This window comes from Cohnella sp. OV330 (assembly GCF_900112065.1).
In the GTDB taxonomy this organism is placed as follows: Bacteria; Bacillota; Bacilli; order Paenibacillales; family Paenibacillaceae; genus Cohnella.
Genome location: NZ_FOKE01000001.1, coordinates 901,440 through 924,191 on the forward strand (window position 1 = coordinate 901,440; position 22,752 = coordinate 924,191).

General features: G+C 59.6%; 19 protein-coding genes. 10 read left to right on the top strand and 9 right to left on the bottom strand.

What is annotated here, in order from left to right; genetic code table 11:
- Positions 1–24: 24 nt before the first annotated feature.
- The 8 genes from BM235_RS03385 to BM235_RS03420 all read right to left on the bottom strand — a co-directional run bounded on the left by BM235_RS03385 (position 25) and on the right by BM235_RS03420 (position 11,613).
- Positions 25–1,470, bottom strand: a complete 1,446-nt coding sequence (locus tag BM235_RS03385) for a glycoside hydrolase family 32 protein (protein WP_090109244.1) — start codon at positions 1,468–1,470, stop codon at positions 25–27.
- Positions 1,471–2,352: a carbohydrate ABC transporter permease gene (locus BM235_RS03390; protein WP_090109246.1), complete on the bottom strand. Its 882-nt coding sequence runs from the start codon at positions 2,350–2,352 to the stop codon at positions 1,471–1,473.
- 18 nt (positions 2,353–2,370) lie between these two features.
- The gene (locus BM235_RS03395) at positions 2,371–3,270 is read right to left on the bottom strand and encodes an ABC transporter permease (protein ID WP_090109248.1); all 900 of its coding nucleotides are present in this window, start codon (positions 3,268–3,270) and stop codon (positions 2,371–2,373) included.
- A 132-nt stretch (positions 3,271–3,402) separates the two neighbouring features.
- On the bottom strand, positions 3,403–5,115 hold the full coding sequence (locus tag BM235_RS03400) for an extracellular solute-binding protein (protein ID WP_158543675.1): 1,713 nt from the start codon (positions 5,113–5,115) through the stop codon (positions 3,403–3,405).
- Positions 5,116–5,257: 142 nt separating this feature from the next.
- The gene (locus BM235_RS03405; RefSeq protein ID WP_090109252.1) at positions 5,258–6,961 is read right to left on the bottom strand and encodes an extracellular solute-binding protein; all 1,704 of its coding nucleotides are present in this window, start codon (positions 6,959–6,961) and stop codon (positions 5,258–5,260) included.
- A 103-nt stretch (positions 6,962–7,064) separates the two neighbouring features.
- Positions 7,065–8,771 carry a response regulator transcription factor gene (locus BM235_RS03410; RefSeq protein WP_090109263.1) on the bottom strand — a complete coding sequence of 569 codons (1,707 nt, stop codon included), beginning with the start codon at positions 8,769–8,771 and terminating at the stop codon, positions 7,065–7,067.
- Positions 8,768–10,525: a sensor histidine kinase gene (locus BM235_RS03415; RefSeq protein WP_090109265.1), complete on the bottom strand. Its 1,758-nt coding sequence runs from the start codon at positions 10,523–10,525 to the stop codon at positions 8,768–8,770. Before BM235_RS03415 ends, BM235_RS03410 begins: the two co-directional genes overlap by 4 nt.
- Positions 10,526–10,653: 128 nt before the next feature.
- On the bottom strand, positions 10,654–11,613 hold the full coding sequence (locus BM235_RS03420; protein ID WP_090109267.1) for an alpha/beta fold hydrolase: 960 nt from the start codon (positions 11,611–11,613) through the stop codon (positions 10,654–10,656).
- 149 nt (positions 11,614–11,762) lie between these two features.
- Here BM235_RS03420 and BM235_RS03425 point away from each other — a divergent pair, with 149 nt between their 5' ends.
- From BM235_RS03425 to BM235_RS03460, 8 genes are all read left to right on the top strand, one after another.
- Positions 11,763–12,635 (top strand): AraC family transcriptional regulator, encoded by an 873-nt coding sequence (locus BM235_RS03425; protein ID WP_090109269.1) that lies wholly within the window; start codon positions 11,763–11,765, stop codon positions 12,633–12,635.
- 125 nt (positions 12,636–12,760) lie between these two features.
- The gene (locus BM235_RS03430) at positions 12,761–14,152 is read left to right on the top strand and encodes an alpha-glucosidase/alpha-galactosidase (RefSeq protein WP_090109272.1); all 1,392 of its coding nucleotides are present in this window, start codon (positions 12,761–12,763) and stop codon (positions 14,150–14,152) included.
- Between the two features lie 125 nt (positions 14,153–14,277).
- The gene (locus BM235_RS03435; protein ID WP_255374033.1) at positions 14,278–15,732 is read left to right on the top strand and encodes a spore germination protein; all 1,455 of its coding nucleotides are present in this window, start codon (positions 14,278–14,280) and stop codon (positions 15,730–15,732) included.
- Positions 15,732–16,898, top strand: a complete 1,167-nt coding sequence (locus tag BM235_RS03440; protein ID WP_090109284.1) for a Ger(x)C family spore germination protein — start codon at positions 15,732–15,734, stop codon at positions 16,896–16,898. Before BM235_RS03435 ends, BM235_RS03440 begins: the two co-directional genes overlap by 1 nt.
- Before the next feature lie 23 nt (positions 16,899–16,921).
- Complete coding sequence (locus BM235_RS03445; protein ID WP_158543676.1) at positions 16,922–18,016, top strand: GerAB/ArcD/ProY family transporter; 1,095 nt, start codon at positions 16,922–16,924, stop codon at positions 18,014–18,016.
- Positions 18,017–18,114: 98 nt separating this feature from the next.
- On the top strand, positions 18,115–18,594 hold the full coding sequence (locus BM235_RS03450; RefSeq protein ID WP_090109288.1) for a carboxymuconolactone decarboxylase family protein: 480 nt from the start codon (positions 18,115–18,117) through the stop codon (positions 18,592–18,594).
- Positions 18,595–19,130: 536 nt separating this feature from the next.
- Entirely contained in the window at positions 19,131–19,682 is a 552-nt protein-coding gene (locus tag BM235_RS03455; RefSeq protein ID WP_090109290.1) for a TetR/AcrR family transcriptional regulator, read from the top strand.
- A gap of 182 nt (positions 19,683–19,864) precedes the next feature.
- The gene (locus BM235_RS03460) at positions 19,865–20,605 is read left to right on the top strand and encodes an SDR family oxidoreductase (protein ID WP_090109292.1); all 741 of its coding nucleotides are present in this window, start codon (positions 19,865–19,867) and stop codon (positions 20,603–20,605) included.
- Here the strand turns inward: BM235_RS03460 and sigJ are convergent.
- Positions 20,602–21,516 (bottom strand): RNA polymerase sigma factor SigJ, encoded by a 915-nt coding sequence (gene sigJ, locus BM235_RS03465; protein WP_090109294.1) that lies wholly within the window; start codon positions 21,514–21,516, stop codon positions 20,602–20,604. The genes BM235_RS03460 and sigJ overlap by 4 nt on opposite strands.
- 225 nt (positions 21,517–21,741) lie before the next feature.
- On the opposite strand from sigJ, the gene BM235_RS03470 reads away from it, so the two are divergent.
- Positions 21,742–22,377 (top strand): NAD(P)H-dependent oxidoreductase, encoded by a 636-nt coding sequence (locus tag BM235_RS03470; RefSeq protein WP_090109298.1) that lies wholly within the window; start codon positions 21,742–21,744, stop codon positions 22,375–22,377.
- A 145-nt stretch (positions 22,378–22,522) separates the two neighbouring features.
- Positions 22,523–22,738: a hypothetical protein gene (locus BM235_RS31575; protein ID WP_143106624.1), complete on the top strand. Its 216-nt coding sequence runs from the start codon at positions 22,523–22,525 to the stop codon at positions 22,736–22,738.
- Positions 22,739–22,752 lie beyond the last annotated feature (14 nt).

Below are 22,752 nucleotides of genomic sequence, written 5' to 3' on the forward strand. Positions count from 1 at the left end.
CTTCCGATATTTGCTTTTCGAGCCTTACGGTTCAAGCAATACGGTATCGAAGCTTGCGCTGCCTTCGCTCACGAACAGCCCCCATCCCCCCTCTCGATGGTCGTACAGCCGCGCGCTCATTGCGACCGTGTCGTCCACGTATACCTCGCAAACCGTGCCGTCGATCACGATGTCGAGCCGGCAGGCGACGCCCGGCGTCAACGCGACCGGACGCTCGAGGCCGACCTCGAAGGGAACGTCTCCTTTTCGCGGCCAGCGGTCGAACACGAGGCGCTGCCGCCCGGGCTCGAGCCGGATCATGTAGCCCCGGTCGAGCGCATCGTCCGTCCGCAGCAATACGCCGCAGCCGCGCGTGTCCGCCCCGAAGTTCACGGTCACCGACAGCCTGCATCTGGACGGCAGCGATGACGTAGCGGCAGCCGCGAACGAATCCCGCGCTTCGACGGCAGCCTTGCATGCACCTGCAGCCTCGGCGCCTCCGCTTCTCCCGCCGATCTCCCACCTGCCCACGGCCTCGCGCAGCTCAGCATCCGCCCGCCTCGCCATCGCCGCCCGCACCGTATCCGGCATCCGCACCGTCAGCGAGCCGTCGGCCTGCTGCGCAAGTTCGTGAACGACCAGATTGCCGCCCCACTGCCAGGTCCCTTCGTCGTGCTCGCCCTCACGCGTCGGGTTCCAGCCGAACGCATAGCGCCGCTCGCCGTCGGTCCACGTCTTGGCCGCGTAGAAGGCGCGATTGTCGAACGTATCGTTCTCCGGCGCCAGCCAGGGTCCCGCCAGCAACTTACTCATCCGGTAGTGGGTGACGGTGCGGTCCGAGAAAGTGGAATACACGAGATACCACCAGTCCCCCATTTTAAAGAGATCCGGGCATTCGTGAGTCGTATACAGCGACGGCGCCCAGAACGGCTCGCGCACCTCCCAGCTGCTCAGATCCTTCGAGGCGCACAGCGCGACGCAGCCCCGCCTCCGGCTCGGTCCCTCCTTGAGCCGCGCGGCCAGCAGCATCCAGTACTCCCCGGCCTCCTCGTTCCAGAAGACGAACGGATCGCGCCAGTCATGCTGCTCGTAACGGTCGGCGGGCGCGTAGAAGGCATCCTCCGGAAGCTTGGTCCAGTGAAGCAGATCGGTGCTGGTCGCATGCATGACCGCCTGCTGGAGCTTGCCTTGGGCGGGATAGTGGAAGTTGTTGCCCGTGTAAAAAATATGATACAGATCGCCGACCTTCAGGATGCAGCCGGTGTAGATGTACAGGTCCTGCTCCGACTCGCCGCCTCTCGGCAGTACCTCGCCGTATTCGGTATAGTTCACGAAGTCCTTCGTTCCGAGCAGGAACCAGGGCGTCCCTTCGCCGAAGTTTTCCTTGTCGCGCCAATCCTTCAGATACAGCAGCTTGAACTCGCCGTCCTCGTAGAACGGGATAACGTCCGCCAGCACGCCGTCCGCCGGCCGGTAAAAAAAGTCGCTCATTTACTCCTTCACGCTCCCCAGCACGATGCCTTTGACAAAGTATTTTTGCAAAAACGGATAAGCCAGCAGGATCGGCAGCGCGCCGACGATGATCTGCGCCGCCTTGGAGGTACGGGTCGAGATCGCCGACAGCTTGTATAGGTCTTCCTGCTTCACGTGCGAAAAGTCGAAATTGATGATGATCGTCTGCAAATAGGAGGACAGCGGATAGTGCTCCGGCTTGTTCATCAGGATCAGGCCGTCGAACCAGGCGTTCCAGTGCCCGACGATCGTGAACAGGCCAACGGTGGCCAGGCCCGGCAGCGACAGCGGGACGTAGATCGTCCAGAGCGTGCGCAAATGGCCGGCGCCGTCGATGAAGCACGACTCCTCCAGCTCCTTGGGCAGCCCCCGGAAGAAGTTCAGCAGCAGGATGACGTTGAACACGGGGACCGCGCCGGGAATGACTAGCGCCCACACCGAATCGAGCAGGCCCGTATACTTGATCGTCATGTACCAGGGGACAAGTCCGCCTGCGAAAAGAATCGTGAAGACGAAGATCCAGACGTAAAACGTGCGCATCCGAAACGTCCGTACATCCTTGGACAGCGGATACGCGATCATGATCGTCAGCAGCATGTTGATGGCGGTGCCCAGCAGCACGCGCTCGAGCGTAATGACGAAGGAGCGCATGAATTCGGGCCTGCTGATGATAAAGTCGTACGACTTGAGCGTAAAATCGACCGGCCAGAACGTGACCTGCCCGGCGGCGACCGCCGCGCTCTCGCTGAACGACACCGCGAGGACATGGATGAGCGGCAGGAAGCAAAGGATGGCCAGCAAGCTTAAAAATGCGGCATTCAGGACGAGAAACGCGCGTCTGGCCGGGGAGATGTGATGCAAGCGGGATCTCTCCTCTCTCTAGAAAATGCGATAGTTCGCCAGCCGGTAGGCCAGCCAATAGGAGACCGATATGAGCAGGAAGGACACGACGGACTTGAACAGGCCGACGGCCGTCGCCACGCCGTACTGCGCGTCGTTGAACGCGATCCGGTAGATCATCGTGTCGAGGATGTCCCCGCTCTCGTACACGAGCGGATTGGCCAGGTTGAACACCTGGTCGAAGCCGGCATTCAGCACGTTGCCGAGGCTCAGCGTCACCATGAGCACGATGATCGGCATCATGCCGGGCAGCGTGATATGGCGCGTCTGTTTCCAGCGCCCGGCTCCGTCCATGACCGCCGCCTCGTACAGCGTCGGATTCACGCTCGTGATCGCGGCCAGATAGACGATCGTGCTGAAGCCGAACTCCTTCCAGACGTCGGAAAGGATCAGCACCGCCGGGAACCAGCGATTGTCCGCCAGGAAAAAGATCGGTTCGATGCCGAGCTTGCCCAGCATGGCGTTCACGATGCCCTCGGACGGCGACAGCAGATCGATGAGAATGCCGCCCAGGATGACCCAGGATAGAAAATGGGGCAGATAGATCAGCGTCTGCACGCCGCGCTTGATGAACGAGCGGGTCACCTCGTTCAGCAGCAGCGCGATGACGATGGGGACGAAGAGCCCCGCGATAATTTTCATGCAGGCGATAAACAGCGTGTTCCAGATGACCTGTCCGGTGTTCGGCATATCCAGCACGAACTTGAAGTTGTCCAGTCCGATCCACGGCGATCCGAACCAGCCGCTGAAGATCGTGAACTTCTGGAACGCGATCACGACGCCGAGCATCGGAACGTAACTGTATACGAGCACCAGAATGAGGCCGGGCAGGAGCAGCAGGTGCAAAGGCAATTCCCTCATCCATTTTGCCGCTTTCATTTCGTACTTCACCGCCTTTTTCCCTAATCTCCGCTTTCGGACGCCGATTCAAGGCATGACGGAAGAAGGGGAGAATGGTCAGGACCGTCTCCCCTTCGCCTATCTATGCTTCGAGCGTCCGTGCGTTCGTTTCTACTTCTGCGCGCTCAGCCAATCGTTGATCTCCTTCAGGATCGCCTCGCCGCCGAGCTTGTTCCAGTCCGTCACGAAGGTATCGAATTCGTCTACCGAAGCGGCGCCCATAATGATCTTCGTGAACGTCTCCTTCTCCAGCTTGTCGAGCGTCGCCCACTTGTCGGTCATCGTCGGCGTCTGGCCGCCGAACGCGGTCATCAGCAGCCGGTCGCCGGTGTAATTGTCCATCGTAGTCACGAAACCGAAGTACTGGTGGGCGACCGCCCAGTTTTCGATATTGCCCGTCTTGAGGTAATCTACCGTCGGACCGTATTTGTCGGTCTCCGTCAGCGCGTCCTTAAGCAGGCTCTCGTCCTCGTTCTCGATCGCTTTGCGCAGCAGGGTCAGCGAATCCAGCACGCCCTGGTCGGAGACGCCGGACTGCACGAGCGACATCGGCGACGTATTGATTCGTTCTCCGTTCTCTTCGACGGTAATGAACTGTCCTTCATTGCGGCGCGAGCCGTGCACGACCTCCTCGTGCAGGTTCAGCATTTTAATGGCCGCCTCCGGATGCTTGGCGCCCTTGCGCACGACGACGTAGCCGCTGGCGGAGAAGCCTACGTTCGCTTTGGTCGGGGTGCCGTCGACGGACGGCACGGGGAACGGCATCCAGTCCATGCCCGGATTTTTCTTGACGGCGTCGAGGAATACGTACGGGTTCCAATTCGCGCCGAACGCCATGCCGAACTTGTTGGCGGCGATATCCTCGGCGACCTTGGTGCCGTCCTTGACGCCGAATTCGCGGTCGAGCTCGCCGGCCTTGTACATTTCCTGCAGCTTGGCCAGCGTCTGCTTCATCTCCGGCTGCGTCGAGCCGTAGACGACCTTGCCCGAAGCGTCCTTCACCCACGTTTGCGGATAAGCGTGGAAGGCGTTGGACAGCCCCGTAATCGAAGTGATCGGGCCGTACAAATAGTTGTTGACCGCCAGGCCGTACGTGTCGGGCTTGCCGTTGCCGTCCGGATCCTGCTTCGTAAACGCTTCCGCAATCTTGAGCACGTCGTCCAGCGTCTTCGGCTCGGACAGATTCAGCTTTTTGAGCCAGTCCGTGCGGATCCACAGCAGGTTCGGCTCGTAGATCGGCGCGTTGACGACCGGGATGGCGAGCAGCTTGCCGTTAAACGTGGCCGACGCCAGCGCCGCGCCGCCGTCGCCGTGCTGCAGCTCCTTCGTATGGTCGGAGGCGTACTTTTCGTAAACTTCAGTCAGGTCCTCGAGCTGCCCGGCATCGGCGAGCTGCTTGAGCTGGCTGGCCGATACGGCGAACAGCTCGGGCAGGCTGCCGGAGGCGATCGAGACGTTCAGCTTGCGGTTGTACTCGCTCGTCAGCGCCGTCCAGTCGTGCACGATCTTGATGCCGAGCAGATTCTCGTATTCGCGGTACCAGACATTGTTGTCGATGCTGTCGCCCTTCGGATAGGCCCAGGTCTGGTCGACCGCCCGTGCGACATGAAGCTCGATCGGCGGGTCGAACTTGCCGAACGGGTCCCCCTTCTCCGCAGCCGCCGATGCGGATGCCGATGCGGTGCCGGATGCGGCAGACGAGCCATTCGCCTTGCCCGACGGCTCGGTGCTTGCCGCGTTTTTGCCCGAGTCGCTGCAGCCGGATGCCGCAAGCGCGCAAGCCAGGATGCCGCAGACGAGCACGATTCGTTGATTTCTTTTCAAACTCGTTTCCCCCTTCGAGCCCATGAATAAATGCGTCGTGCCTTGCATGAGTTCATTATAGAGCCGGCGCGGAATCGCCCTCTACTCGCCGATTTTCACTTTTCGTTATCCGTTTTGGATATTCGGCAAGTCTGCGATAATTTCAACCCTTCTGGGAATCGAGCCATTCGTTAATCTCCTTAAGAATGTCCGCCCCGCCAAGTTTGTTCCAATCGGCAACGAACGTGTCGAACTCATCGACGGACGCGGCGCCCATCACGATTTTCGTGAATATCTCCTTTTCCAACTTGTCCAATGTCGCCCATTTTTCCGTCATTGTCGGCGTCTGTCCGCCGAATGCGGTCATAAGCAGCCGATCGCCCGTATAGTTATCCAGGAGAACCTCCAGTCCCTGGAACTGGTGGGCCATCGTCCAATTCTCTATTTTTTTGTCTTTCCTGTAATCGACCGTCGGTTGATAGAAATCCGTGGCGGTCACGGCGTCTTTCAAAATGCTGACGTCCTCGTTGTTTACGGCCTGTCTAAGCAAGTCGATTGAATCTATCGCTCCCTCGTTGGAGACGCCCGACTGCACGACGGCTAATCGGCTTGTGTTAATGCTGTTTCCGTTCTCTACGACCGTGATGAACTGGCCTTCATCCCTTCTTGAGCCGTGTACGAGCTCTTCGAACAGATTAAGCATTTTAACGACGGCTTCAGGATGCTTTGCGCCTTTACGCACGACGGTATATCCGCTTGCCGAGAAGCCGACGTTGGCTTTGACCAAGGCACCGTCCACGGCGGACACGGCATACGACTTCCATTCCATGCCCGGATTCTTCCGGACGGCATCGACGAGTACCGCCGGATTCCAGAAGGCGCCGAAAGCCATCCCGAACTTGCCCGCCGCTATATCTTCAGCCACTTTGTTGCTGTCCTTGACGCCAAATTCGCGATCGAGCTGGCCCGCCTTGTACATCTCCTGCAGCTTGGCCAGCGTCTGCTTCATCTCCGGCTGCGTCGAGCCGTAGACGACCTTGCCGGAAACGTCCTTCAACCATGTCTGCGGGTAAGCGTGATAGGCGTTGGAGAGCCCGGTGATCGAGGTGATCGGGCCGTACAGATAGTTGTTGACCGCCAGGCCGTACGTGTCGTCCTTGCCGTTGCCGTCCGGATCCTGCTTCGTAAACGCTTCCGAGATCTTGAACACGTCGTCCAGCGCCTTCGGCTCGGACAGATTCAGCTTTTCCAGCCAGTCCGTGCGCACCCACAAAAGATTCGATTCGAAGAAAGGCGCGTTAACGACCGGAATGGCCAGTAGTTTGCCGTTAAACGTGGCGGAAGCGAGCGCCGCGCCCCCGTCTCCCGCCTGAAGCTTCTTCGTATGGTCGGAAGCGTATTTCTCGTAGACGTCCGTGAGATCTTCCAATTGTCCGGCGTCCGCCAATTGCTTAAGCTGGCTCGCCGATACGGAGAATACCTCAGGCAGGCTTCCCGATGCGATCGAGACGTTCAGCTTGCGGTTGTACTCGCCCGTCAGCGCCGTCCAGTCGTGCACGATCTTGACGCCAAGCAGCTTCTCGTACTCGCGGTACCAGACGTTGTCGTCGATGCTGTCGCCCTGCGGATAGGTCCAGGCCTGATCGACGGCCCGCGCGATATGGAGCTCGATCGGCGGATCGTACTTGCCGAACGGGTCGCCATTTCCGGTCGTTGCCGAAGACTGCCCCGATGTTGCCGCCGAGCCCGTCGCCTTGCCCGACGGCTCCGCGCTAGCCGCGTTATTGCCGCCGTCGCTGCAGCCCGTCGCTGCGATCGCGCTAGCCAGTATGCCGCTCAAGAGCGCCATTCGTTGATTGTTTTTCAAACTTTTCCCCTCCCCAGGACTCCTGCAAGAGCAGGCTTCGTTCTCTTACTGAGCCCATTATAGAGGGGGGTCACAGACGTCCTCTACTCGCCGTTTTTCATATTTAACGATCCGTTTTGGATATCGCCGACCGCTCCTTGTACTCCTGGGGCGTCAGGCCCGTCTCTTTCTTGAAGAAGCGGTAAAAGGACTGCTCGGTCATAAAGCCGACGGCCCTCGAGATATCCTGGGCAGTCAGCTGATTGCCCGCGAGCAGCTTCTGCGCCCGCGCCAGACGCGTCGCGGCGATGTAATCCGTCAGCCCCTCGCCGGTCAGCTGCTTGTACAGGCGGGTTAGATAATACGGATTGTAGCCGACGACTTCGCCGATGCGGGTCAGCGACAGATCGCCCGCCAGATTGTGCTCCACGTAGCGCCGAACGTGGCGGATCAGGTCGTCCTCGCGGTCCGACCGCTCGGCGCGCTTGAGCGCGAACAGGCGCTCGGCCAGCGCCGCGAAGTATTCCTCCGCCGCATGCCAGGACGGATGAATGTCGTATCGGGTCATCCTGCCGAGATCGATCGTCCCGCTCAGCTCCTCCTGGATTCCCCATCGATTGATCTCCGCCAGAAAGATCGGGACGAGCGAGTAGTAGATTTCCAGCCTCAGCAGTTCGGCACGCTGCTCCTCCATCGCTCCGAGCGCCATCAGCCGCGCGTACTCCGCAAAAAACCGCGTGCTCTCGCCGTTCTCCAAATAAGCCGCCAGCGTACTGATCTTGTCGAGCTGGCTGCGCGTCTCTTGCGTCTGGACGTCGGGCCGCTCGTCGGCGCCGTCCCGGGCCGGCCGGTCCAGCAGGATCAGTTCCTGCCCCAGGCCCAGGCCGCGGCCGAGCAGACGCTTCAGCGCATGGAACTGCCCGGGAACCCGTTCCCACTCCCTCGGCTCGTCCGCAGCCGCGAAGGAGACGCTCAGCTGGAGCAGCTGCTTGCACGCGCCCTGGATCGTCTCGATCGTCCCCTGGGCGAACCGGACGAGACGCTTGCGCGCGTCCTCACTCGCTTGCGGCCGACCGCCGGACGCGACGTCCTGCTCCGTCTCCGGCTCCGGCTTCGACTGCACGAACCACAGCAGCTTGTTCTGCTCGAAGCTTACGGTCGCGCAGGACACTGACTTGGCGAAGTATTCCTCGGCGATGTTCGAGATCGCGTACAGCATCAAATCCTTGTCGCCGCCGCTGAAGCCGTCGCGCCAATCGTCGACCCGTCCCAGCACGAGCAGGGTGTCAGCGTCGCCGGCCAGCGGCAGTTGCAGTTCCGGCAGCCGCGTTTGACGCTTGCGAAGCGCCTCCGGATCGCCGCCCGCCAGCGCCAGCAGATACTCGTTCACGAGCAGCGGCCTCGCCAGCTGCATCTGGCGTTCCGCGTTCAGGATCAGCTGGCGCGACTCCACCGCCTCGTACAGCTGCGCCGCCGCCCGCTCAACGGCTGTGACGACCGCCTCGTGCCCCTCCGTCTTGAGCAGGTAGTCGACCCCGCCGCCCCGCAGCGCCTGCTGAATATAGTCGAAGTCGTCGTAGCCGCTCAGGAAGACGATCTTGCACCAAGGCCACTGCCTGACGATCTCCCGCTGCAGCGCGAGCCCGTCCATGCCCGGCATCCGGATGTCGGACAGGACGATGTCGATCTTCATCCGTCCCAGCACCTCCAGCGCCTCCATGGCGGAGTAGGCGCCGAACGTCTCCAACTCAAGCTTGCCCGGACGCCCGAACAGGTCCAGCAGACTGTCGACGATCCAGCGCTCATTGTCCACGATCAGCAATCGAATCATGCCGAATCCCCCTTGTCTTTGCGTATCGACAGCTCCGCCTTCAGCCCGCCGAGCGCGCTCCGCGACAGCGACAGCCCGCAGTCCGGCCCGAACTTGAGCTGCAGCCTGCGGTGGATGTTCAGCAGGCCCGTCGTCTCCATCGCCCGGTCCGCCGCGGATACGGACTTGCGCAGCCGCTCCAGCCGAAGATCGTCCAGCTCTTCTCCGTTGTCCTCGATCCCGATGAACAGCCGCCCGTCCGGCGCCTCCCGGAAGCCGATCCGCAGCCGGCCGTCGCCGGTCTTGTTCTCGAGCCCGTGCAAGTAGGCGTTCTCGATGAGCGGCTGCACGATGAGGCGCGGCACTAGCGTCTGCGCCCAGGCCGCGGGCAGCTCCTCCTGTTCCACCCCGATCGTTCCCGAGAACCGGAACTTCTGAATCTCGACGTACGAGCCCGCGTGATTCATCTCTTGCTTGAGCGTGACCGTCTCCGCCCCGTTTCGCGTGATGAACTGGAAGTAGCTGCCCAGATGACGGAACATCTTGTCCGCCAGCTCGTGCTCCCGCATCTGCACCAGACCCTGTAGGATGAAGAAGCTGTTGTAGAAAAAGTGGGGATTGATCTGCGACTGCAGCTGCTTGAGCTCGGAGCGCTGCGACCGGATCTGCTGCTCGTACACTTCGCCGATGAGCGTCTCGATCCGGCCGAGCATGTGGTTGAACTGGTTGTACAGGTAATGGAACTCGTCCTGGTTGCGATGATAGACGCGCACGCCGAGGTCGCCCTTCTCCACCTTGCGGAAGGAGACGACCAGCCGCTTGATCGGCTTATGGATGAGCTGGTGAATCCAGTAAGAAAAAGCGACGACCAGCACCAACGCGATGAGCGAGAGCAGCCAGATCCAGTCGCGATGGCGGTTGAGGGGCTGCATCACCTTCTCCGCCGGCACCAGCACCGCAAGCGTCGAATCGATGACCGAGGAATATTCATGGGCTACGAAAAAGGACCCGGCCTCCGTCTTCATCGTGAACTGGCCGGGCGCGGAGGCGCGGCCGTCCGCCCGCTCGGTCCCGATTGCCCCCGTCAGCTCGGACAGCACCGTCGTCTGAAGTCCCGACGCCACGTCCCACGTGCCGTCGGCGCTCATCCAAACCGCGCCTCCCTGCTCCCCGTTCGCCATCGACGAGAGCGTGCGGACGATCTCCGCCTTGGACAGCTCGATCTCGATGGCCAGCACCGGCTGGCGGTTCACGTAGATCGCGTCCGGATACACGCCGCTCAGCAGCAATCGATCCTGGAAGCCGAAGACGGGCGAGCTCATGTTCCGCGGCTCGAGCATGGCGCTTAGCTCCGCCTCCGGAATCGTGTCGTCGTAATTGTTGGCCATAATGCTGCGCCCTAAGGCGGGCACGTACAGCTTCACGTTTTCCACGAACGGGCTGGAACTCTTGAGAAGATACAACTTGCTTTTCACCGACAGAATGGTACGCGAGCGCTCGAAGTCGTTCATCCGGGAGACCGCCGTGCCCAGGCTGAGCAGATCGTCGTCGCTCACGTACTCCATCTGGAGACGGCGGAGCCGGGCCAACTCCGTCTCCAGGGAAGACAAGTAAAAATGGACGCGCGACGCCATCGAAGCCGAAATCTGCTTCTTGACGACATCATGTCCCGACTGGTTCATGAGCAGGCTGGACAGGTAGATGGGGATGATCATGAGCAAAAAGGACAACACGAGTTTGGGATAAATTGTTAGCGCTTTCAAAAATGTTCCCATGACAACCCTCCGCCGCGATCTGGCAGCGCCGGGGACATCGCCGGCCTGCCGCTTCAACAACAGAATAACAAAAAAGAGGGGCGGCGTCGCTCCTCTTCGTACAGTAGCGCGCCCCGCCCCCTCCCGCGCTACATGCCCAGCATGAATTGCAGCGCCTTGTCCTCGAAGTCGGCCAGCCGTTCGTGCACGTAGTCGTGATAAATCTCCAGCCGCTTCTCCGCGACGATCTTGTTGTAGGCCGCGAACTGCGTGGACGGCGGACATACCGTGTCCAGCAGACCTACGCCCATCATGACCTCTCCCCGGATCCGGTCAGCCAGATGCTGCACGTCGATATAACCCAGCTTCTCGAAAATCTCTTCTTCGCGCCTGTGCTGGGGATCGAAGAGGCGGAAATAGGTTCGCAGCTCCTCATAGGCGTCCCTTGCCAGATCCATCTCCCATACGCGTCTGTAATCGCACAGGAACGGGACGCTCGGCGCAGCTCGACTGATGCGCGGCTCAAGCGCCGCGCAGGCCAGCGCGAGACCGCCGCCCTGCGAGCCTCCGATCGTGCCCACCCTGCCGGCATCCACTTCCGGCAGCGACATCGCGATGCCGGCCAGCTGCGCCGCGTCGAGGAAAATATCGCGGAACAGCAGCCGGTCCGGATGATCGTCGAGCCCGCGGACGATATGTCCCCTGAACGTGGTTCCTCTGATCACGCCTTTATCCTCGGATCTGCCGCCCTGCCCGCGGCAGTCCATCGCCAGCACGGAAAAGCCCGCAGCCGCATAGCCCAGCTTGTCGATCCAGTCGCCCGAATGATGCGCGTACCCGTGGAATTGCAGCACCGCCGGATGGGGCTCCTGAACGTGCTTCGGCCGAACGTACTTGGCATGAATGCGCGCGCCGCCGACGCCGGTGAAGTATAGATGATAGCAGTCCGCGCCGGGAACCTTGAAGTCGCTCTCGACGATCTCCGCCTCGGGCTCGATCCCCCTCATCTCCGCGAGCGCCCGCTCCCAATAAGCGTCGAAGTCGGCGGGCTTCGGGTTCCTCCCTGCATACGTGCCCAGCTGCTCAAGCGGCATATCGATCGTCGGCATCTTCCATCGCACCTTTCCCGTAAATGATCTCGACGCGCGAGCGCCGATTTGTAGTACAATATTTGCAAATTTAGCGTTGATATTTTTGAATGTAGGTCAAATTCATCCTTACTTCAATCGCAAATAATTGAGTTGGAGGTCGCATTATATTGCTCAGGACCAACTTTGGATTCCGGTATGCGGAGCCGACGGACGCCTTGATGGCGATCCGGACGATCGGCTGGGAGAGCGCCGTGAGCGACAGCTACCGCTGGAACGGGCGGACGCGCGGGGACAAGTTCGCGTTGTTCCAATACACCCTCTCGGGAGAAGGCAATCTGACGATCGCGGGCAAGCATTATCGCATTCCGAAGCACCACGGCTTTTTCGTGACAGTGCCGGATAACCACGAGTATTACTACAGCCCGGATGCCGACGGCGAGCCCTGGGAGTTTATATTTTTGACGGCGTCGGGCCGGCATGTCGACGGCTACTGGAACGATATCGTCGCGAAAGCCGGGCCTGTCGTGTCCTTCAAGCCGAACGCGCAGCCGATCGCCATGCTGTGGGAGATGATGGAGAACGCGCAGTCGAAAACGGGCCTCGACAAGTACGAGCTGTCCGTCCGCCTGTATGAATGGATCGTCGCCTGCCTGCGGGCCGTCGACGGCAGGCCGGACGCCGGGCGCCCCGTCCCGGATTCGGTGGCCGCCGCCTTGAAGTTCATGGAGACGCATTACCACCGCTTCCTGACGCTGGAGCAGATCGCCGCCGAGGCCGGGATGTCCAAGTACCATTTTTGCAGGCTGTTCCTCAAGCATACCGGCGTCACGCCGATTCATCATCTGACCAAGATCCGGATCGAAGCGGCATCCCGGCTCCTCCGGCAGACAAGCCAGCCCATCGCGGCTATCGCTACGGCAACGGGCTTTGACAACAGCAGCTATTTCGGCAAAGTGTTCCGCAAGATGATGGGCGCGTCGCCCCAGCAATTCCGCGACAGTACGGACGACATCCCCGAGCATCATATTTTGATCGACTGAATACTGCGCAATATTTTATCAATCCGGTGAAAATATTCTGCTATTTACTCCCCATATATCAGGAATCTATGATATTACCCGAGAGGAAGTAATGCGCAATTATTTCATACGGAGGTCGATATAATATGTTGAAAATCGCAATGATCGGGGCGGGAAGCATCAATTTCACGCGCAGGCTGATCATGGACTTGATGTCGGTGCCCGAATTCCGCGATACCGAATTCCGCCTGATGGACATCGATCCGGAGACGCTCGAGATGGTGACGAAGCTGAGCGAGCGCATGCTGGAGACGAACGGTCTGACGGAAGTGAAAATCGTGCCGACGACCAGCCAGCGCGAAGCGATCAGGGACGCCGACTACGTCATCTGTCTGGCTCGCGTCGGCGGGCTTGAGGCGTATCGCCACGATATCGAGATTCCGCTGAAATACGGCGTCGAGCAATGCGTCGGCGATACGCTCGGCCCAGGCGGCGTATTCTTCGCGCTGCGCACGATCCCGGTGCTGCTCGACATCGCGAAGGATATGCGGGAGCTCGCGCCGAACGCGCTGCTGCTCAACTATTCCAACCCGATGGCGATGAATACGTGGGCCGTTCGGCGCGCCGGCGGCGTCCGGGTCGTCGGCCTGTGCCACGGCGTGCAGCACGGCCACGAGCAGATCGCCGAGGCGTTCGGCCTGCCGCAGGACGAGATCGACCAGATCTGCGCGGGCATCAACCACCAGACGTGGTTCATCAACATTTCCCACAAGGGCAAGGATCTGACGCCGCATCTGCTCGAGGCGTTCGAGAACCATCCGACGCTGCCGCAAAGAGAGCCGTGCCGCATCGACGTGCTGCGCAGATTCGGCTACTACTCGACGGAGTCGAACGGCCACTTAAGCGAATATCTGCCGTGGTACCGCAAGAAATCCGCCGACATGTCCAAGTGGATCAACGAGAAGGAATGGATCGGCGGGGTGACGGCGGGTTATCTGGAGCACTGCCTGACGCGCTTCGTCGACTACAAGGAGATGTACCCGAAGATGCTGAGCGGCGAGATCGCGTCCATCCCGCTTGGACAGCGTTCGGAGGAGCACGGCTCGTACATCATCGAAGCGCTCGAGACGGGTAAGACGTACCGCGGCAACTTCAACATCGAAAACCGCGGCATGATCACGAACCTGCCGGACGGCGCCACGATCGAGATCCCGTGCTACGTGGACCGCAACGGCATCGCGCCGACGTACATCGGCGATCTCCCGATGGCTTGCGCCGCTACCTGCCGGGCCAGCATCAGCGTGCAGGAAATGGCCGTCGAAGCCGCGCTGACCGGCAACCGCGAGCTCGTCAAGCTCGCCGTGCTGCACGACCCGCTCACGGCCGCGGTCTGCAGCACCGAGCAGGTATGGAGCATGGTGGACGAGATGCTGGATGCGCTGGCGCCCTGGCTGCCCCAGTTCAACGGCGAAGGCCGCTCCTGGCCGGACCTTCCGCAGCCGGAGGGCGGCATGTATCACTTCACGCGCGGGAAATAAGCATCGGAATAAGGAATAACGAAGCGGCAGCCGCCTTGGCTGCCGCCGCTTCGTTTTGCATAGACGAATCCCGCTTCGCCCATAATATCCCTGCTATGGAATCCGTCGCAGAGGGGTGAACGGTCTTGAAAGCCAACGCCATCAGTAGGAGCCTGGAGGAAAACGAAGCCTATCTCAGGCAACGGTTCCATCCGAGCTCGGATATCGTATTCCGCGTCTTCGCGCTTCAAGATCGGACGCCGCTGCTGCTCGTCTACCTGGACGGCATGGCGAGCGTCGAGAGCATCGAGGCGAACGTGCTGAAGCCGCTGCTCTTCGGCGGATTGCCGGAGGGCATCGACCGCATGCGGACGCTGGCGGAGACGTTAAGGCGCGAATGGGTGCCGCTAGCGAACGTGCTGACGGACGAATCGCTCGAGAGCCTCGTCAAGCATATTTTGCAGGGCAATATGGCGATCCTGGCGGACGGCGAAGCGTCGGCGCTCGTCGCGCAGGTCCAGGGCTACGAGAAGCGAAGCATCCAGGAGCCGCTCAAGGAATCGACGCTGCGCGGATCGAAGGAAGGCTTCGTCGAAAATATCCGCACGAATCAGTCGCTGATCCGACGGCGAATCGCGCACGCGGACCTGAAGATGGAATCTTTTACGATCGGCGAATATACGCGCACCGAAGTCATGCTCGTCTACATGCAAGGAATGGCCGACGAAAAGGTGCTGGCCAGCGTTCGGGAGAAGCTGAAGGGCATCGAATTGGAAGGCGTCATCGATTCCTCCTATATCGAAGAATGGCTCGAAAACAACTCGTTTTCTTTATTTTCGCAAATTCAAAATACCGAGCGTCCCGACATCGTTACCGCGAGCTTGCTCCAGGGAAAGGTCGCCCTCCTCACGAGCGGAACGCCGTTCGCGCTCGTTCTTCCCGTCTCTTTCTGGTCGGGTCTGCAGTCCGCCGACGACTACTTCGAGAGATTCACGTTCGTGATGCTCACCCGGTTCATCCGGTACGTCATGACCTTCATCTCCTTCGCCTTGCCGGCGATCTACGTGGCGCTCTCGACCTTCCATCCGGAGATGGTGCCGAGCTATCTCATGATCAGCATCGCGACCGCGCGGGAAAACTCTCCGTTTCCGACGGTCATCGAGGTGTTCCTCATGATGTTCGTCTTCGACGGGCTGCAGGAGGCCGGCGTTCATCTCCCCAATCAGCTGGGCCCGGTCGTCAGCATCATCGGCGCCCTCGTCATCGGGCAGGCCGCCGTCGAAGCCGGCATCATCTCCACGCCGATCATTATCGTCATCTCTTTGACGGGCGTAGCCGCATACACGATTCCCAGGTACAGCGCCACCCTCCCTTTCCGGCTCCTCCGCTATATTTTGCTGTTCGTTACGGGCTTGCTCGGCTTCGTCGGCTTCGCCTACGGCATCATCTTCTTGCTGATCCACCTGGTCATGCTGGAGTCGTTCGGCACGCCGTACTTGAGCCCCATCGCGCCGTTCGACGGCAGGCGGATGAAGGATTTGTTCATCCGGTATCCGTTCTGGATGAAAAGCGGCAGAAACAAGAAAGGACGCCAAAGCTGATGCGGTTCCTTCTTCTTCTGCCCTGCTGTCTTCTCGCATCGATCGCGCTGTCGGCCTGCACGGACTTCGTCGAACCGAACCAGCTTGCCTTTGTAATGGGAACGGCGGTAGACCGGGCGGAAGGCGGACTGATCGAGGTCAGCGATCAGATCGTTATTCCCTCGCAGCTGAGCGGGCCGCCGAATCGCGGCGGTGGGAGCAGCGGCGACGCCGGGAGCTCCATCGTCATGTCCGCGACCGGCAGAGACGTGTTCGAAGCGTCCGAAAAAATCCAGAGAAAAATGTCCCGAAGACTCATGACAAGCCACCGCATTATGCTCGCGGTCAGCGAAGCCTTCTTCAACGAGAACGACGCCGGCAAACTATTCGACAAGCTGGGCCGGGACCCCGCCAACAATATGCGGGACATGACGATCGTAGTCCGGGGCGGCAGCGCCAAGGAGATCCTCATGCTCCGGCATCCCCTGGAGCGTCTCACGAGCATCGCCGCCGGGAAGGAGCTTCAGATTAACGGGCTAACGAAGTTTTCGTCCAGACAGCTCATCCTCGAGCATTATACCGACGGTCTTCGGCCCCTGCTGCCGGTGCTGCAGATCGAGAAGGTGAGGACGAGCAGCAAGGAGTCTACGCCGTTCGCCGCGCTGTCCGGCTTTGCCGTCCTGAACAAACAGCTCCGCATCAAAGGCGTCCTGGACGAAAACGAAAGCGCCGCCGCGGTCTGGATGTCCGGCAAGGGAGCGTATCAAGGCCTGACGATCCCTTGGAAAAACGGAAAGGGCCTCTTGTCTTTCAGACTCGTCCATCTGAAGCGCACCATCCGCACGAGAAGCTGCGGCGATTCGAAATGCGCCGAATTGGAAGTTAAAGCGCAAGCCTATCTCGTGGAAAACACCACCTCGCTCGACATGTCCCAAATCCGGAACATGACCGACACGGAAAGGTACATGAACGCGGAAATCCAAAGGGATTTTCAGCGGACGATGAACAAGATTCAGCAATGGGGGCCGGACATCTTCGGCATCGGCGAGCATCTCCACCGGCATTATCCATACTGGTGGAAGTCCCGGCAGCACGACTGGGACGAGCGATTCAAGACGCTCGACGTGACCGTCAAAGCCGATATTAGTCTCATCTCCATCGGTTCGAGCGGCGGGCAAATGAAATGAAGGCGCAGCGAAGGGGGATCACGATGAAATTAAGCGGGTACCAGCTGTTCTGGATGACCAGCATCTCGTCCATGATCATGTTCTCCTACATCCCGATCACGCTAGCCGTGAATGAGGCGCATCAGGATGCGTGGATCTCGATCCTGCTCGGGGGAGGTCTCATGATGGGCGTCACCTGGATGGCGCTGCGGGTATGCATGCAAAATCGGGACAAGACGCTGGTGCGGATGACGAAGGACTTGCTCGGCACCATGCTCGGCAAAATCGTCGTCGCGGCGTACTTCGCGCACTGGTTCCTGCAGATGTCCATGACCGTCAAGGATATGGCGAACTTTCAAAACCTCGTCATGCTGCACAATACGCCGATGCCGGCGGTCCTCCTCTGCATGCTCTTTCTCGTCTTTTATGCGGTGTACAAAGGGGGGATCACGGCGGTCAGCCGGTGCGCGGAGGTGATCGGACCCATCTTCATCTTGATCTTGTACGTCCAGCTGTTCCTGAATCCGCAGGAGATGGATCTGAAGCGGATCCTGCCCGTCTACGCCGATTCCGGATGGCTGCAGATCGTCATGGGGGCCTTCAGCGCGTTCAATTACATGCTGGACCCTACGATCATCCTCATGCTTTTCTTTTTTGCCGAAAACAAACGGACCGCGTCGCGCGGGATCTTATGGGGAACCGCGGTGTCCGCGGGCTGGGGGCTGCTGGCGACATTCGCGATGCTGGCCGTGACCGGTCCCGACATGGCGGCCAAAATGGTCGTCCCCGTCTACTCGCTGACGAAAATGGTGTCCATTCTCAACTTCATTCAAAACATCGACGTCTTCTATATCCCGCTCTGGCTGCTCGGCGCCTTCATCAAGCTGGCGATCTGCTTGTTCATCCTCAGCTACGGGCTGTCCGAATGGAGCGGCTACCGCAACTGGAGACGAATCGCAGGCCTGTTGACCGTCGTATGGCTGGGCTACGTCCTCTATAGCGCGCAGATCGTGCAGTTTTCGTACATGTTCCGCAACATTTGGTTGACCGGCGTTTTTTACCCCGCTCTCTACATCGCGATCCCTCTCCTGCTGTGGATCGTCGGCAGCATCCGCAAGCGGCAGCAAGCGGCGAACTAACGATCGATCGTCCCGGCGCGGAGGCTTGTCACACAATCGGAAGCTCCGTCGTTATATGTATGCAGCACAAAACAATCCACTAGGAGGTCATACCCGCTATGACGCAACGAATCAACTATATGGCGCAATCGCCCGAGTTTTTCAAGAAGATGATGGAGTTCAGCAACGCGGAGCATGGCAGCTCCATTGAATTGAAAATTCTCGATCTCGTTCACATCCGCGCTTCCCAGATCAACGGCTGCGGCTTCTGCCTGGACATGCACGTCAAGCAAGCGAAGATCAACGGCGAGAGCGAGCTGCGCCTGTACCATCTGCCGATCTGGCGCGAGTCGACGTTGTTCAGCCCTCGCGAGCGCGCCGCATTGGCGTGGACCGAGATCCTGACCAAGCTGCCGGAGCATGGCGTGCCGGACGAGGTCTACGAGCGCGTTCGCGGGCAGTATTCGGAAAAAGAGCTGTCCGACCTGACGTTCTCCGTCATGGCGATCAACGCCTGGAACCGGATCAATATCGCCTTCAAAAACGTGCCGGGCTCGGCGGACGCGGCATTCGGCTTGGCGAAGGCGGGCCTGAGCTAAACTGGGTTCGTTGACTGCAAAAGGTACAGTCCCTGGTATGTTAAGGGGCTGTACCTTTTTGTGCGTTTTTGAGCTTATGCAGCTACGGAACTCCAGAACCGGAGACGAGCTTTCCGCCGCTCCAAGCTCAAATTTTGAGGCTACGGTACTGAAGTCGAGCGCTTCCGCAGCTCTAGGCACAAATTTTGAGGTTACAGCGCCCGAGATGCGTCTCTCGGACGCTCTAAGCTCAGATTTTGAGGTTACAGTTCCCGAGACGCGCCTCTCGAACGCTCTAAGCTCAGATTTTGAGGTTACAGTAACCTATTCCTATTGCTCGCACCTCTGCAACCGCGCTTTTCTCGCTTGCACGAGCATACTCTCTCTGCAGCCGCGCATTCCTCGCTTGCAGCGCCCTCCGCCGCCGCCGCACCTGCTCTGCAACCGCGCTTTTCTCGCTTGCAGCTACCTCCCGCTACGTCCATGAACAAAAGTTGATTATTCAACCGATGTGCATGATATTCTATTAGTAAAACTGCGCAGAGGAGCTCGTTCAAATGGAAAAGCCGGCCAAAGTGGACAGACGAATCCTGCGCACCCGGGACGCCATTACGAAGGCGTTCCTGGCGCTCGTATCGGAAAAGGACCTCGACCACATCACGATCAACGATATCGCCGACCGAGCCAACGTCAACCGCGGCACCTTGTACCTTCACTACGCGGACAAATACGACCTGCTAGACCAATGCATCAAAGACCATCTCGACAAGATGCTCGCCGCCTGCGCCGCGGAAGCGATCAATCCGATCGACGACCTCAAGCCGATGTTTTCCTACTTCGAAGCGAATTTCTCGTTTTTCTATACGATGCTGTCCAATCAGAAAACGTCCGTCTTCCGCGAACGCCTGCTTCAAAGCATCGCCGCCGGCACCAAGGCGAAGATCGGCGCGCAGGCCTCCCTGCAAAACATGGACTTGGAGCTGGTCGCCCGCTTCCTGGCCTCCGCCTTCGTCGGTACCGCGGAATGGTGGATCCTGAACCGGATGCCGCTGTCCGCCGAGCTCGCAGCCAAGCAGGTCGGCGAGTTGTTCGAGAAATACGTGCTGTGAACCGCGATGCCGGATACGGATCCCTATGAGATATTAGACAATGTGCCCCCGTACGTCGGATATCGTACAAAACGGCATGGATTAACGATTGAACGGCCGCCGCTTCTCTTTATAATAAAAATCAGCGATAGTCAGATATGCGACTATTGTTGAATAAATTATAAATAGAGGAGTGGGATTTCATGCAAAACGTAAACGATAAAGTCGTCGTCATCACCGGCGCTTCCAGCGGAATCGGGGAAGCCGCGGCCAAGCTGCTCGCGCATCAAGGCGCCAAGGTCGTTCTGGCCGCCAGAAGGGAAGAGCGGCTGAAGGCCGTCGTCGAAGCGATCCGGCAGGACGGCGGACAAGCGGTCTCGATTCAAGCGGACGTGGCTTCGTACGACGATATGAAAAAGCTCGCGGACTTCGCCCTGAAGCAGTACGGCCGCATCGATGCGCTCGTCAACAATGCGGGCGTCATGCCCGCCTCCCGGCTAAGCGAGCTGCGGGTCGACGAGTGGGATCGCATGATCGACGTCAACGTCAAAGGCGTGCTGTACGGCATCGCGGCAGTGTTGCCCGTCATGAGAGAACAACGGTCGGGACATATCGTCAATCTCTCCTCGGTGGCAGGCTACCACGTCAATCCGACATCCGCCGTATACAGCGCGACCAAGTTCGCCGTCCGGGCGATCTCGGAGGGGCTGCGGCAGGAGGAATCGCCCGCTTCCCGCATCCGCTCGACCATCGTCTCTCCCGGCTTGACGGAGACCGAGCTGCTGGACTCGATCGGCAGTCCCGAGACGAAGGCGATGACCAATCAGATCGCCGGCATGGGCATCTCTCCGTATGCGATCGCCCGCGCGATCGCGTTCGCCCTTAACGAGCCGGACGACGTGTCCGTGAACGAGATCGTAGTGAGGCCGACCGCGCTGCCCTAATCGACTGACTCGATCAGACCGATTTTTTCCGAAAATCCGCCTTCCGCGATATGCTGCAGCTTGTCCGGATTCCGGATCAGATAAAGCTCCCGAATGATGCCCCCCTCTACGCGCAGCATGCCAACCGTTTGGATGCCGCCCGTCTCCGAACGGATAACGATGCTCGGCTGTCCGTTTATGTGCCTCATTTCCATCCTTACTTCGCCGCCGAATGTCGCAGATTGAAGCACCGGACCAAGCAAGAACTTCGCCACCAGGTCGCGGGAAACGATCGGCTGGGCTGCGGCAAGCACCTTGCCCCCTCCGTCCGCGACGAGCACGACGTCCGGATCGAGCATCGTCAGCACGCGATTGACGTTGCCTGCCTTGAGCGCGTCCAGAAAGCCGTCCACCCACTGCTGCTGCTCCGCTTCGGGCCGCGCATGCTCCTCTTCGGCCGACAGCCCCATCTTCGCGCTCGCGCGGCTGAACAGCTTGCGGCAGTTCGGTTCGCTTTTCTCGATGAGCTGGGCGATCTCCCGATACTCGAACCCAAGCGCCTCGCGGAGAACGAACACGATGCGCTCCGACGGCGACAGCCGCTCCAGCAGCACGATCATGCCGTACGTGAGCAGATCCTCGCGGAGGACCGCCTCCATCGCGTCGTCGTCCGAGCTGGGAAAAGGCTCCGGCAGCCACTCGCCGAAATATTCCTCGCGCTTCTTCCGCGCGGATTTGAGCAGGTCCTTGCAACGGTTCGTAACCATTTTGCATAGATAAGCCTTCGGCTCGGCCAACCGCTCGGGCGGCACGTCCGCGATCTTGATGAACACGTCCTGCACCGCGTCCTCCGCGTCGGATACCGATCCTGTCAGCTGATAAGCGAGCTTGAACAGCAAAGCTTTATATTTCGTATATAACTGCTCTTGCATGGATGCCGTCCACTTCCATTCGTATAGGCTTCGGCGCAGAGTCCGCCTGTTAATAAAACGAGGCCGGCGCTTGCTTTGTGACAGCATTCGCCGAACTTTTCCAGCCTGTCGTCACGCGTATTCTTTCCTGCTGACGGTTTCATATGCCCGCTGTCACAGAACGAAAGAGACCGTCGTTCTATGTCCGATCGATCAAAACATTCTCTCTAGAAGGACGTGCATCTTATGAACAAAGTATTATACATCACCGCCAATCCGAGCGACGACGAAAATTCTTACAGCCTCTCCGTCGGCAAAGCGTTCGTGGAAGCTTACCGAGAAGCGAATCCGAACGACGAGATCGTCCATATCGACCTGTTCCAAGCGGATATTCCGCTCCTGGACGGCGAAGTATTCGGAGCCCGTTCCAAATTGCACGCGGGAAATGCCTTCGATCAATTGTCCCCGGTCGAGCAGGCCAAGGTCGGCCGTCTCGACGAGCTGGTCGAGCAATTTCTGGGCGCGGATAAATATATCTTCGTCAACCCGGTCTGGAACTTCTCTTATCCGCCTGTGCTCAAAGCTTATATCGACGCCGTCTTCGTCGCCGGCAAGACGTTCCGCTACACGTCCGACGGCCCGGTCGGATTGCTCACGAAGAAAAAGGCGTTCCAGATCCAGGCCAGCGGCAGCGTGCTGTCCGAGGGCGTATACGCGGACTTTGAAATGGCGCACCGCCATCTCGAAGCCGTCCTGAAATTCCTGGGCGTACCCAGCTTCGAAGCCGTCTATGTAGAAGGCATGGCCGCGCAATCCGACAAAGCGCAGGAAATCAAGGCCAATGCGATCGCGAAGGCTCGCGAGGCGGCGCTGAGCTTTTAAGGTCGGCGATCTGCGCTGCCGGGCTATTATAGAAGCTGTAGATTTCATCGTCTCCGCTGAAGCCGCTTGCCCGAATGTTCCTATCTAGGAACACTTGGGCAATTCGCGCGGCGAACAAGCCGTAGGTGGTCCTATCTAGGAACAGTTGAGCGATTCGCTCGGCGCACAAGCCGAAGGTGTTCCTATTCAGGAACTCTTGGGCGTGTCGCTCGGCGTACGGGCCGTAGGTGTTCCTATCCAGGAACTCTTGGACGGTCCGACCGACAATGTTCGCTCGTCGGTTGTTTTTGCGAGTTCGTCAGCTTCCCATATTCAACAAAAAGGCCAACCGGAAATCCGGTTGACCATCGACGATCTCTAATTCGATTTCTATTT